Here is a 12,920-nt window from a genome sequence, read left to right on the forward strand (position 1 = left end):
CACTGTGCGGATCGCCCGTTTCGTGCACGATGATGGCATGTCGTTCGGCGCGGTGGAGGGGGACCCGGCCGCCGGCCCGGGCGGCCTCACCGTCGCCGCGATCGCGGGGCACCCGTTCGGCGAGGTGACGTTCACCGGCCAGCGCTGGTCCCTGGCCGACGTCCGGCTGCTCTCGCCGATCCTGCCCAGCAAGGTCGTCTGCGTCGGCCGCAACTACGCCGACCACGCCGCCGAGCAGGACGCCCCCGTGCCGAAGGAGCCGCTGCTGTTCCTCAAGCCGTCCACCGCCGTCGTCGGCCCGCGCGACGCGATCCGGCTCCCGGTCCAGTCCGCCCGCGTCGACCACGAGGCCGAGCTGGCGGTCGTCATCGGCGCCCCCGGCGCCCGCCGCGCCGACCGGGCCACCGCCGAGAAGGCGATCTTCGGGTACACCTGCGCCAACGACGTCACCGCCCGCGACCTGCAGGCCGCCGACGGCCAGTGGACCAGGGCCAAGGGCTTCGACTCGTTCTGCCCGTTGGGGCCGTGGATCGTCACCGACTGGGACCCCGCCGACCGCGAGGTCCGCTGCGAGGTCGGCGCCGACCCCGACGCCCGCGAGGTCCGCCAGCTCGGCCGTACGGCGCAGATGGTCTTCGACCCGGCCACCCTCGTGTCGTACGTCTCCCACGTCATGACCCTGCTGCCCGGCGACGTGGTCCTCACCGGCACCCCGGCCGGGGTCGGCCCGCTGGCGGCCGGGGACAGCGTCGCCGTGGCCATCGAGGGCATCGGCGAGCTGGTCAACCCGGTCGTGGCCGCCGAATGACCCGCCGATCGCCCACCCGATTTGAAGGGCCCGGGCGGGTCGGGTAGAGTTTCTCCTCGGTGCGAGAAGCGCCGCGGACCTCCCGAAATCGGCATTTCGGAATCGGGGGAGAGGCAGCGCCGACGGCACCGATGGGGTATGGGGTAATTGGCAGCCCGACGGATTCTGGCTCCGTTAGTCTAGGTTCGAGTCCTGGTACCCCAGCGCCGATGCCCGACAGCGGGACGCGGTGCTGGCTCTGATAGAGTTCGGCCCCGCTGCTCCGCTTCGGCAGGAGCACTTCAGTCCTGGCCCCGTCGTCTAGCGGCCTAGGACGCCGCCCTCTCAAGGCGGTAGCGCCGGTTCGAATCCGGTCGGGGCTACGGTACGACAACCCGCTGCACCTCACGGTGCGGCGGGTTTCGTCTTTCCCGGCCCCATTCCGCGACTACCCCACCCCCACCACTCCATACCCCTGCCCGTCCGGGCAGACGAGAGCGGCGGCTTCGGCAGGGTGAGGGGGTCGGCGGCGGGCGCACCCCGCGCCCGACAACCACAACGAACGCATCGCCTGCGGACGGACGCAGCCATGGGCGCACCCCGTCCGCACCCCGCCGCCCTGCGGGCACGCATCGCCGCGGGCACGCAGGGCGGCGGGCAGGCAACCAAGCAGACCGCGGGCACGCAGCCCCGCGGGCAGGCAGCCACGCAGACCACGGGCACGCAGCCCACAGGTACGCAGCCGCGTGTTCGCGGGCACGCAGCCCTGGCGGACACGCAGGAACGCGGACCCCTGCGGCAGAAAGCCCCTGAAGGGGCCGGCAGCCCCGCCCGGTCGGCGTGCTGTGGCAACAACGACGCCCGCCGACCACGCGCGAACAGGGCACGTCCGATGGCCGCCGATCTCCGCTGCGACCGTCTCGATCACGCGACCGTCGACCACCCGTGCGCGAACGGGGCCGCACCACCGCGATCCGCCCCGCCCCGCGCCGGTAGGTGGCAACGGGCCGCTCCGACCCCCTGCCCGGCACCGTGCGTTGCCGAGTTCCCGGATCGTCACGGGCGCTGCCGGGCGCTCGGTGGCGGTTGCTCGGCACGGGGTGGGTCGCCGCCGGGTACCGCTCATCGCCCCGGGGTCCCGCCATGTCCAATCGGGCAGTCGCCTGCCGGACCGCCCCTGTCTGCCGGCGAAATGCTGCGGGTCCGTCGGGTTCGGGGCGCGTGCGGTGGGAGGCATGCAGTCCGCGCGGGCGGGCGTGGTCGCTGCATGTTGCCCCGGTGCCCGGCGAGCGTGGAGTAGCTCACGGCGTCGCGAGGGCCCGCAGTCCTTGCCCGAGGCCGGCGTAGGCGGCCGGAGTGGGTGCATATTGTGCGCCCACAGCGACCAAATCTGCACCCACTCCACACGGCTCGCCCCCGTCGCCGCTGCTGTCCGCGTTCGGCCGTCACCCTCCGGCCTCCACCCCATCCGCATCGTCCGATGTAGTCGGGTTGCTCGGCCACGCAATCCGGGCAACGTCCCCTGCGCCGAGGTCGAACAACAGCCACTCGCACCTCAGGCGAGCGCCCGTCAGCGCGCTCGACCGAGCGCCAGCAGCGCCTCCGGCGCGTCAACCCGCATACCGCGCCGCATTGCATCGCCACGACGTGCTGCCAGTGCCGAGGCTGTCCGGTGGCACGCCGCTGGCGATCCGCCGTTCGCCGAGCGCTGTCCGGCACCGTGGGTCGACGGGACCGTTCCCTCCGCTCACGTCCCGCCGGGCAGGGCAGACGACCACCGCCGCTCGCATGCAGCCGCGCAAGTTCCGCCGTTGCGCCGCATCCGCACCCGGCCCGCGATCCACCCACCCCCGCCCCACCACGACAAGTCGGCCACCACCCACCCGAATCCCTCCGCACAAGCCCGGCCGGGCCCCGCCCGCCAGCACCACCCCGGCCGTCACCACAACCAACCCCCGGTAACGACCCCACGCCGACCGACCCCACCACCGGGCCCCATCGCACAACCCGGCACGGCCCCGCCCGCCGGATCCCCGCGCCCGCCCGGCGCAACTTTCGGACCCCGCCGCCCCGAATCCCCGCTGTGGCAACGGGTCGGCGTGCCCGCGGCCGGGAGGACGGGCGGCCCGGTCCGCCCACGCCCGCCGGTGACTGTGGGTGGTTGGCGGGCGGGGTACGCGGGTAGGAAGCCCGGCGGTACCGCCCTCGGCGCCGCCACGTTCGGTGGGGTGCGCCGGCCCGGCGGCCGGTCGGGGGAGCACATCGGGCGGTGGAATCCGTTACGACACAAGGGGTTTTTCTCCCATAATGGTTGTGTGCGCGGCAAATTGGGCATACGGTGCGGCCAGATTGCGATTAACTGACCATGTTCGGGAGGAAATGTGAACAAGGCCGAGCTCATCGACGCGCTCGCCGTACGCCTCGGTGACAAGCGCACGGCCACCGAGGCGCTCGACGCGGTTCTCGCGGAGATCCAGACCGCGGTGACCAAGGGGGACCGGGTGGCGATCACCGGGTTCGGGGCCTTCGAGAAGCGGGTCCGGGGGGCGCGGACCGCGCGCAACCCCCGCACCGGCGAGACCGTCAAGGTGAAGAAGACCTCGGTGCCGGCGTTCAAGCCGGGCGCCGGGTTCAAGGAGCTGGTGGCCAGCGGCAAGGCGCCGAAGGTGGCCGCTCCGAAGAAGACGGCCGCCGCCTCGCGGACGACCGCCACCCGCGGTACCGCCGCCAAGGCGACCACCGCCAAGGCGGGCACCACCAAGACCGCCGCCACCAAGACCGCGGCCAAGGCCACCACCGCGCGCAAGACCGCCACCGCGGCGAAGCCGGCGGCCAAGAGCACGACGCGCAAGGCCACGACGGCCAAGGCCACCACCGCGCGCAAGACCACCACGGCGGCGAAGCCGGCCGCCAAGAGCACCGCCCGCAAGGCCCCCGCGCGTACGGCGGCGAAGACCACCGCGCGCAGCACCGCCCGCAAGACGGCCACGACGGCGCGCAAGCGCTGACCGAGGCAGAGCACAGCGGGGCGCCGGCCGAGCCGGCGCCCCGCTCGTGTGTCCTACCGGGAACGCCCCGGGCGCTGCGGCGGCACCCGCCGCGGGTCAGCGCGGCTGGTTCGGCGCCGGCGGGTCCAGGCGGCCGATCGCCAGGGCGATCCGCAGGGCGAAGCCCTCCCGGGCGTGCAGGGCCGAGAAGCCGGTGACCTCGGCGGCGCGCTTGAGCCGGTACCGGACGGTGTTCGGGTGCACGAACAGCGCCCGCGCCGCGCTCTCCAGCACCCCCGCCGCCGCGAAGTACGCGTCCAGCGTCTCCAGCAGCTCCCCGCCGCTGCGCACCAGCGCCCCGAACACGTCGTGCCGCAGCAGCCGCCGCGCCTCCGGGTCGCCGGCCAGCGCCCGCTCGGCCAGCAGGTCGTCGGCGGCCACCGGGCGGGGCGCGTCCGGCCAGGCGGGCGCCGCCCGGTAGCCGGCCAGCGCCGCCCGCGCCGACGCGGTCGCCTCGTCCAGCGACCGGACCGCCGGGCCCAGCACCACCGGCCCCTCGCCGAACCCCGGCAGCAGCGCCTCGGCCGCCGCGGCCGGCTTCGCCGCGCCGCCGATCACCACGACCAGCCGGTCGCCGTGGACGCCTCCGACGACGTCCGCGCCGATCCGCCGGCCGGTCCGGTGGACGGTGTGCAGGACCGCTGTCGGCTCGCCGCCGGGGGAGCGGCCCACCAGGACGGCCACCGGCGGCGCGTCGGCCCAGCCGAGGGCGGACGCGCGGCTGGCCAGCACGTCGGAGGAGTCGCCGCGCAGCAGCGCGTCGACGAGCATGGCCTGGAGCCGGGTGTCCCACGAGGTGCGCGTCTCGGCCGCCCTGGCGTACACCCGGGCGGCCGAGAAGGCGATCTCGCGGGAGAAGCGCAGCATCGCCTCGCGCAGCGCGGCCTCGCGGCCGGGGGCGGCGAGCCGGGGTACGTACTCCTCGACCACGTCGATCGTGACCTGGACCAGCGCGACGGTCTGCGGCAGGCTGATCGCCCGGGCCAGCGCCCGCGGCGCGGCCTCGAAGACCTCGTCGGCCAGCTCGGCCGTGGTGGCGGTGCCGGCGCCGTCGCGGCGCAGCCACTCCACCAGCGACCGGACGCCCGCCTGCGCGACCAGCATCACCCAGGACCGCTTGTCGGCCGGCAGTTCGCGGAACCACGGGAGGGTATCGTCCATCCGGGCCACGCTCGCCGTCGCGAGGGCCCCCGCGGATCGTTCGATCGTACGGAGCGTCTCGGTCAGATCACCCGGGTTCGCGGTCATGCGCCCCATGATGCCGGCCACTCAAGGATTGTGCCGCCTTGACCTGCGCTTTAGGGTGCTCGATGTAGTCGCCTGCCCAGCGGCGGCTCGGCCCTGTGGAGAGTATTCGGTGAACACCCTGGTTCGTATGCTGGCCCGCGGCGCCACGGTCGCCGCGGTCGCCGTCCTCGGTCTGACCGCGGCGGCGGCGCCCGCCCTGGCCCACAACCAGTTGACCGGCAGCACCCCGGCGGACGAGACCCGCACGAACAAAGTGCCCAAAGAGGTCAAACTGAAGTTCCTGAACACGCTGGACCCGGCGACGACGGAGCTGAAGCTCACCGACCCGGACGGCGAGGACGCCACCGACGGCGAGCCGAAGGTCAAGAAGAACGCGGTGTCGGTGAAGCTGAAGCCGACGAAGGCGGGCGTGTACACCGCCTCGTACCAGGTGCTCTCGGACGACGGCCACCCGATCAAGGGCAAGATCACGTTCCGGCTGACCAAGGCCGCGATGGCGACCGTACCGCGGCCGGAGCCGACCCCGAGCGCCGAGCCGTCGCCCAGCGTGGAGCCGACGCCGGCCACCGACCCGATCATCGACAGCAGCCCGGTCGCCACGGCCGGCCCGGTGCCGTCGGGCGGCTTCAACTACTGGTGGGTCGTCGGCCTCGGCGCCGTCGTGATCCTGCTCGGCCTGATGGAGGCCGGCCGCCGCGCCCGCAAGGAGGCCTGACCGGCGCCGGACCGGATCCGGTACTCAGCCGGCCAGCCGGGCGTGCGCCGCGCGGAGCCGGGCCAGCGTCCGTTCCCGGCCCAGGACCTCCAGCGACTCGAACAGCGGCAGGCCCACCGTCCGGCCCGTCACCGCCACCCGGACCGGGGCCTGGGCCTTGCCCAGCTTCAGGCCGCGCTCGGCGCCGACCGCCTCCAGCGTCGCCTTCAGCGTGTCCGCGTCCCAGTCCGCGCCCGCGTACGCGTCGACGGTCGCGGCCAGCAGGTCGGCCGCGCCCTCCTTCATCGCCTTCGCCCACGCGGCGTCGTCGGCCGGCGGCTCGTCCAGGAACAGGAAGTCCACGTTGGCGACGATCTCGGACAGCACCGCGATCCGGGTCTGCGCCAGCGGCGCCACCGCCGCGAACGCCGCCGCGTCGAACTGCTCCGGCCGCCACGGCGGCGCGACCGGCGCCGGCACGGTGACCCCGGAGCCCTCGGGCAGCACCAGCGGCGGCACCGTACCGGTCAGCCAGGGCCGGCAGGCGTCGATGAAGTCGTCCAGCGGGAGGGCGCGCAGGTACTCGCCGTTGAACGCGCGCAGCTTCTTCTCGTCGAAGAACGCCGGGGACGGGTTGACCTGGTCGATCCGGAACTCGTCCACGATCGTCGCCCACGGCACGATCTCCCGGTCGCCGCCCGGCGCCCAGCCGAGCAGCATCAGGTAGTTGCGCATGGCGGCGGCCAGGTACCCCTCGTACCGGTACTGCTCCAGCGCCACCTTGTCCCGCCGCTTGGACAGCTTCTGCCGCTTCTCGTTCACCACCATCGGCACGTGCGCCCAGGTCGGCGGCGCGTGCCCCAGGGCGGCCCAGAGGAGCTGCTGCTTGGGCGTGTTCGGCAGGTGGTCGTCGCCCCGGACGACGTGGGTGATCCCCATCAGCGCGTCGTCCACGACGTTGGCCAGCAGGAACACCGCCGACCCGTCGCCGCGGGCGATGACGAAGTCCTCCAGCAGCGCGTTGTCGAACGTCGGCTCGCCGCGGATCAGGTCCACCACGGTCGTGCTGCCGGAGTCCGGCGTGCGGAAGCGCAGCGCCCGGCCCTCGCCCGCCGGCAGGCCGCGGTCGCGGCAGTGCCCGTCGTACCCGCGCGCCTGCGGCCCGCCGCGGGCCTGCACCTGCTCGCGGGTGCAGTCGCAGTAGTACGCGTGCCCGCCGGCGTACAGCTTCTCGGCGGCGGCGCGGTGCTCGGCGGCGTTGGCCGACTGGAAGTACGGCCCCTCGTACCCGCCGGGGGCGATGCCCAGCCAGTCCAGCGCCGACAGGATGCCCTCGATCCACTCGGGGCGGTTGCGGGCGGCGTCGGTGTCCTCGACGCGCAGGACGAACACCCCGCCGGTCTGCTGGGCGAAGGCCCAGTTCTGCAGCGCCGAACGGGCGCTGCCCACGTGGAACATACCGGTCGGGGAAGGGGCGAATCGTACGCGTACCGTCACGCCCCCAGCCTACGACGCCCCCGGCCCACCCCGCCCGCCGGTGGTCCGGTTCAGCGGACCGTGCCCAGCGCCACCCAGATCGGCAGCGCGATCAGCAGCGCGTCGGCCGCCGCCGCGGCGGCCACGGCCGCGTGGAACTCCGCCAGCACCGCCGGCGCCATCCCCGGCGGGGGCGGCACGTCGTCGCGCTGGAGCATCGGCAGCACCTGCGCCGCCTCGGCCGGGTCGGTGAACACCAGCGGCACCGGCCGGGCCACGACGCCGGCCAGCCCGGCCCGCACCAGCCGGCCGCGCAGCTCGCGCCCCGACCGGCCGAGCCGGAAGCCGATCCGCTCGGCCTCGGCCAGCAGCCGCGCGGTGGCCCGCCCGTCCACGCCCTCGATCATCAGCCCGGCCCAGTCGGTGTCGATCAGGCACACCCGCCCGCCGGCCCGGGTCACCCGGGCCAGCTCGGCCACCGCCGCGTCGGGCTCGGGGAGGTGTTGCAGCACCCGCTCGGTGCGGACGGCGTCGAAGTACCCGTCCGGGAAGTCCAGCGCGGTCACGTCGCCGACGGCGTACCGGACGGGCCCGCCGTCGGCCCGCGACTCCGCGACGGCGACCGCGTCCCGGGACAGGTCCAGCCCGACCACCGCGCCGGTCGGCCCGACGGCCGCGCCGAGCGCCCGGGCGACCTCGCCCGCGCCGCAGCCGGCGTCGAGCAGCCGCTCGCCGGGGCGCGGCGCGAGCAGCGCCAGCGCCTCGGCCCGCATCCGCCGGATCTCGGCGTTGGCGGCGGTGCCGTCGAGGTACGCGATCAGCCCGGCGCGCAGCCGGTCGGCCTGGTCGTCGAGCGCGGCGAACGGACTCCGGGGCTCCTCCACCGGACCAGAATAGGCCCGCGGGCACCCCGGCACGGCCGCGCCGGGGTGCCCGATCGGGCTAGCTGTCGCCGCCGGTCTCGCCGACCGGGGCCGCGGCGACGTTGTCGATCGCGTACTTCTGCGCCGCCTCGGCCGCCACGCCCGCCGGCACCTCGCCGCGCAGGGCGAGCTGGCGCAGCGTCGCCACCACGATCGACTCGGCGTCGACGTGGAAGTGCCGGCGCAGCGCGTGCCGGGTGTCGGACTTGCCGAACCCGTCGGTGCCCAGCGACGTGTAGTCGCCGGGCACCCAGCGGGCGATCAGGTCCGGTACGGCCCGCATCCAGTCCGACACGGCCACGATCGGGCCGGTCGAGTCCAGCAGCGCGTGCTGGACGTACGGGATGCGCTGCTCCCCGCCCGGGTGCATGAGGTTGTACTCCTCGCACTCGACGGCGTCCCGGCGCAGCTCCGTCCACGAGGTCACCGACCACACGTCGGCGGCCACGCCCCAGTCCTGGCGCAGCAGGTCGCCGGCCTTCAGCGCCCACTGCATCCCGGTGCCGGAGGCGAGGATGTTGGCCCGCGGGCCCGGCTTGCCGCCGGCGCCCGGCGCCGGCTCGGCGGCGCGGTACCGGTACAGGCCGCGCAGCAGCCCGGCCACGTCCACGCCCTCGGGCTGCGCCGGCTGGGCGATCGGCTCGTTGTAGACGGTCAGGTAGTAGAAGACGTCGTCCTGCTCCCGCCCGTACATCCGGTCCAGGCCGCGCTCCACGATGTGCGCGATCTCGAACGCGAACGCCGGGTCGTAGGCCACCACGGCCGGGTTGGTCGCGGCGATCAGGTGCGAGTGGCCGTCCTCGTGCTGGAGGCCCTCGCCGTTGAGCGTGGTACGGCCGGCGGTGGCGCCGATGACGAAGCCGCGGGTGAGCTGGTCGGCGGCCGCCCACAGCCCGTCGGCGGTGCGCTGGAAGCCGAACATCGAGTAGAAGATGTACAGCGGGATCATCGGCTCGCCGTGCGTGGCGTACGCCGAGCCGGCGGCGGTGAACGACGCCACCGAGCCGGCCTCGTTGATCCCCTCGTGCAGGATCTGGCCGGCGGTGGCCTCCTTGTACGACAGGAACAGCTCGCGGTCCACCGGCGTGTACTGCTGCCCGTGCGGCGAGTAGATCTTGAGCGTGGAGAACAGCGCGTCCATGCCGAACGTGCGCGCCTCGTCCGGGATGATCGGCACCCAGCGCCGCCCGGTCTCCTTGTCCTTCATCAGCTCCTTGAGCAGCCGGACCAGCGCCATCGTGGTGGCGACCTTCTGCTTGCCGGTGCCCTTCTTCAGGTCCACGTACGCCGCCGTCGGCGGCAGGTTCAGCGGGATCGTCGTCGTCGACCGGGCCGGGATGCCGCCGCCCATCGCCTGCCGGCGCTCGCGCAGGTACTCCATCTCGACCGAGTTCTCCGCCGGCTTCAGGTACGGCGGCAGGTACGGGTTGGCCTCCAACTGGGCGTCGGAGACGTCCAGGTAGAGCCGGTCCCGGAACGTCTTCAGGTCGTTCAGGGTCAGCTTCTTCATCTGGTGCGTGGCGTTGCGCGCCTCGAAGCCCGAGCCCAGCGTCCAGCCCTTGATGGTCTTGGCCAGGATCACCGTCGGCTGCCCGGTGTGCTCGGTCGCCGCCTTGTACGCCGCGTACAGCTTGCGGTAGTCGTGCCCGCCCCGCTTGAGGCTCCAGATCTCGTCGTCGGAGAGGTGCTCGACCATCTTGCGGGTGCGTGGGTCCCGGCCGAAGAAGTGCTCCCGGACGTACGCGCCGGACTCGGCCTTGTACGTCTGGAAGTCGCCGTCCGGGGTGGTGTTCATGAGGTTGACCAGGGCGCCGTCGCGGTCGGCGGCGAGCAGCGGGTCCCACTCCCGGCCCCAGACCACCTTGACGACGTTCCAGCCGGCGCCGCGGAAGAACGCCTCCAGCTCCTGCATGACCTTGCCGTTGCCGCGCACCGGCCCGTCCAGCCGCTGCAGGTTGCAGTTGATCACGAAGGTGAGGTTGTCCAGCTCCTCGCGGGCGGCCAGGCCGATCGCGCCGAGGGTCTCCGGCTCGTCCATCTCGCCGTCGCCGAGGTACGCCCACACCCGCTGCTGCGAGGTGTCCTTGATCCCGCGGTGGTGCAGGTACCGGTTGAACCGCGCCTGGTAGATCGCGTTCAGCCCGCCGAGGCCCATGGAGACGGTCGGGAACTCCCAGAAGTCGGGCATGAGCCGCGGGTGCGGGTACGAGCTGAGCCCGCCGCCCGGGTGGGACAGCTCCTGCCGGAAGCCGTCCAGCTCGTGCTCGGTGAACCGGCCCTCCAGGAACGCCCGGGCGTAGACGCCGGGGGAGGCGTGGCCCTGGAAGTAGATCTGGTCGCCGCCGCCGGCGTGCTGGCGCCCGCGGAAGAAGTGGTTGAAGCCCACCTCGTACAGGCTGGCCGACGACGCGTACGTGGAGATGTGCCCGCCGACGCCGATCTCCGGCCGCTGCGCCCGGTGCACGAGCATCGCGGCGTTCCACCGGATGTACGCGCGGATCCGCCGCTCGGTGTGCTCGTCACCGGGGAACCACGGCTCGGACTCCGGCGGGATCGTGTTCAGGTAGTCCGTCGTGGTCAGCGGCGGGACGCCCACCTGGCGCTCGCGGGCGCGCTCCAGCAGCCGCAGCATCACGTACCGCGCGCGCTTGGTGCCGCTGGCGTCGATGACGCCGTCCAGCGACTCGATCCACTCGCTGGTCTCCTCCGGATCGGTGTCCGGGAGCTGGCTCGGCAGTCCGTCGCTGATCACCGGGCGCTTGCGTTCCGTTGCCACAGGCGTTCTCCGCGTCTCGGGTGGGGTGTCTTCCGCTTCCATTCAATCCCATCCTGCCGCCCGGACACCGGCCCGTCACGGGGTCCCGGCGCCCACTGTCATGCGCGCCACACCCGATCCATCACGATCACTTCCGGCGGAATCGCCGTGATCGGCCACAATCTTCGGCGTGAAGCCGCAACGGCGGGAGAATATTCGGCGTAGCGCCCGAATAGCACAGGTTCGACGGATAGCTTCCGTCGCGGCGCCGCCGTCCCGCCCCGGCCGCCCGGCCGACCACGTCCGGGGGAACGCCCCGGTCAGGCCGGCTCGCCGCCCTCCCGGGCCACGGCCTCGTCCAGCGTCAGCCCGGCCGCCAGCGCCGGGTCGACCGGCCGCACGTACGTCGCCCGCACGCCCGGCTCCCGGTCGGCCACGGCGTACCGCGCCCGGCTGTACTCCGCCGACCCCGCGGCCGTCACCCTCGGCACCACCCGGAAGTCGGCCTCCAGCCGCTCCGGGGTGAGCGTGGCCAGCACGTACCCGCGCTGGTAGTTGTAGAACTTCAGGTGCGGGTTGTGCGGCATGAACGGGTGCTTCGCCGGGTCCATGTCGTGCCCGTCGCCGCCCGAGGTGACCGACGTGCAGACGATCTCCGAGCCGACCACCGCCGACGCCGGGTCGCCGTGGTCCAGCAGCACGTCGGCCGCCCAGTGGGCGTGCACGTCGCCGGTCAGCACCACCGGGTTGCGCACCCGCGCGGCCACCCAGCCGCGGGTGATCCGGTCCCGGCTGGCCGCGTACCCGTCCCAGGCATCCTGGCTGGTCACCAGCTTCTCGCCGGGGTCCTTGTCGCGCTGGGCGAAGAAGACCTGCTGGGCCAGCAGGTCCCAGCGCGCGGTCGAGGCGCGGAACCCGCCGAGCAGCCACTCCTCCTGCGCCGCCCCGGTGATCGACCGCTTCGGGTCGGCCGCCGCCGGGCACTCGCGGTAGTCGTCGCCGCAGGCCTGGTCGTCGCGGTACTGCCGGGTGTCCATCAGGTGCAGCGTCGCCAGCCGGCCCCACCGGGCCCGCCGGTACAGCGGCAGTGCGGTCCCGGTCGGCCGCATCGCCGGCCGCATCGGCAGGTTCTCCCAGTACGCCCGCATCGCCGCGGTCCGCCGGGCGGCGAAGTCGCCGTCGGGCTTCTCCGGCACCCCGCCGGCCCAGTTGTTGTCGACCTCGTGGTCGTCGAAGATCGCCACGAACGGCGCGGCGGCGTGCGCGGCGCGCAGGTCGGGGTCGGTGCGGTACTGGGCGTACCGCTGCCGGTACTGGGCCAGCGTGCGGGTCTCCCCGCCGAGGTGCTTGCGCGGGTTGCCGCCGGGGATGCTGTACGCGCCGGGCGCCTGCTCGTACTGGTAGTCGCCCAGGTGCACGATCAGGTCCGGTCGCGCCGCCGCCAGGTGCCGGTACGCCGTGAAGTACCCGTGCTCGTACATCGCGCAGGACACCAGCCCCAGCCGCAGCAGGCCGGGCAGCGCCGACGGCGCGGGCGTGGTCCGGGTCCGGCCCACCTCCGAGGCGTACCCGTCGGCGGTGAACCGGTAGAAGTACTCCCGGTCCGGGGTCAGGTCGCCGACCTCGACGTGCAGGCTGTGCGCGTCCGCCGGCAGCGCGGTCGCGGTGCCCTCGCGGACGATCCGGGTGAGCTTCTCGTCCCGGGCCACCTGCCACCCGACGTCGACCGGCTGGTCGGGCATGCCGCCGCGGCCGTCCTCGGCCACCGGCTGCGGCGCGAGCCGGGTCCACAGCACCACGCTGGTCGCGTCCGGCTCGCCGGAGGCGACGCCGAGGGTGAACGGGTCGGCGCGCAGCGGGCGCCGGGCGCGCGCCGCCGTGCCGTCCGCGGGCCCGCCGACCGCCGGCCGGCCGCCGGTCCCGAGCGCCCCCGCCACCAGTCCGGTCGTCCCCAGTACCAGCACCGTCCGCCGCCGCACGCGCGCTCCCT

The 12,920-nt window shown here is 74.1% G+C and carries 8 protein-coding genes and 2 tRNA genes; 5 read left to right on the forward strand and 5 right to left on the reverse strand.

What is annotated here, in order from left to right:
* Positions 1 to 4 precede the first annotated feature (4 nt).
* The 4 genes from IEY94_RS06025 to IEY94_RS23930 all read left to right on the forward strand — a co-directional run bounded on the left by IEY94_RS06025 (position 5) and on the right by IEY94_RS23930 (position 3,795).
* Positions 5 to 808, forward strand: coding sequence for a fumarylacetoacetate hydrolase family protein (locus tag IEY94_RS06025; protein ID WP_189169048.1), 804 nt, complete (start codon positions 5 to 7; stop codon positions 806 to 808).
* A gap of 132 nt (positions 809 to 940) precedes the next feature.
* A tRNA-Gln gene (locus tag IEY94_RS06030) sits at positions 941 to 1,012 on the forward strand.
* Between the two features lie 85 nt (positions 1,013 to 1,097).
* A tRNA-Glu gene (locus tag IEY94_RS06035) sits at positions 1,098 to 1,170 on the forward strand.
* Positions 1,171 to 3,168: 1,998 nt separating this feature from the next.
* The gene (locus IEY94_RS23930; RefSeq protein ID WP_189169049.1) at positions 3,169 to 3,795 is read left to right on the forward strand and encodes an HU family DNA-binding protein; all 627 of its coding nucleotides are present in this window, start codon (positions 3,169 to 3,171) and stop codon (positions 3,793 to 3,795) included.
* A gap of 96 nt (positions 3,796 to 3,891) precedes the next feature.
* On the opposite strand, the gene IEY94_RS06045 is transcribed toward IEY94_RS23930, so the two are convergent.
* Positions 3,892 to 5,091: a PucR family transcriptional regulator gene (locus tag IEY94_RS06045; protein WP_189169359.1), complete on the reverse strand. Its 1,200-nt coding sequence runs from the start codon at positions 5,089 to 5,091 to the stop codon at positions 3,892 to 3,894.
* Between the two features lie 100 nt (positions 5,092 to 5,191).
* On the opposite strand from IEY94_RS06045, the gene IEY94_RS06050 reads away from it, so the two are divergent.
* A complete protein-coding gene (locus IEY94_RS06050) occupies positions 5,192 to 5,797 on the forward strand; it encodes a copper resistance CopC family protein (RefSeq protein ID WP_189169050.1) in 606 nt (201 codons plus the stop codon).
* Positions 5,798 to 5,821: 24 nt separating this feature from the next.
* On the opposite strand, the gene gltX is transcribed toward IEY94_RS06050, so the two are convergent.
* From gltX to IEY94_RS06070, 4 genes are all read right to left on the reverse strand, one after another.
* Positions 5,822 to 7,273 carry a glutamate--tRNA ligase gene (gene gltX, locus IEY94_RS06055; protein WP_189169051.1) on the reverse strand — a complete coding sequence of 484 codons (1,452 nt, stop codon included), beginning with the start codon at positions 7,271 to 7,273 and terminating at the stop codon, positions 5,822 to 5,824.
* Positions 7,274 to 7,323: 50 nt separating this feature from the next.
* Positions 7,324 to 8,136, reverse strand: coding sequence for a methyltransferase domain-containing protein (locus tag IEY94_RS06060; RefSeq protein ID WP_189169052.1), 813 nt, complete (start codon positions 8,134 to 8,136; stop codon positions 7,324 to 7,326).
* Between the two features lie 58 nt (positions 8,137 to 8,194).
* Positions 8,195 to 10,951, reverse strand: coding sequence for a pyruvate dehydrogenase (acetyl-transferring), homodimeric type (aceE, locus tag IEY94_RS06065; RefSeq protein WP_189169053.1), 2,757 nt, complete (start codon positions 10,949 to 10,951; stop codon positions 8,195 to 8,197).
* A 299-nt stretch (positions 10,952 to 11,250) separates the two neighbouring features.
* Positions 11,251 to 12,909, reverse strand: coding sequence for an alkaline phosphatase D family protein (locus IEY94_RS06070; protein WP_229783365.1), 1,659 nt, complete (start codon positions 12,907 to 12,909; stop codon positions 11,251 to 11,253).
* Positions 12,910 to 12,920: the final 11 nt, after the last annotated feature.

It is taken from the genome of Pilimelia anulata, assembly GCF_014647895.1.
Classification (GTDB): Bacteria; Actinomycetota; Actinomycetes; order Mycobacteriales; family Micromonosporaceae; genus Pilimelia; species Pilimelia anulata.

Bases quoted from the DNA above. Each gene is read 5' to 3' on its own strand.
- IEY94_RS06045 (WP_189169359.1), bottom strand. From the start codon at position 5,091: ATGGGGCGCATGACCGCGAACCCGGGTGATCTGACCGAGACGCTCCGT.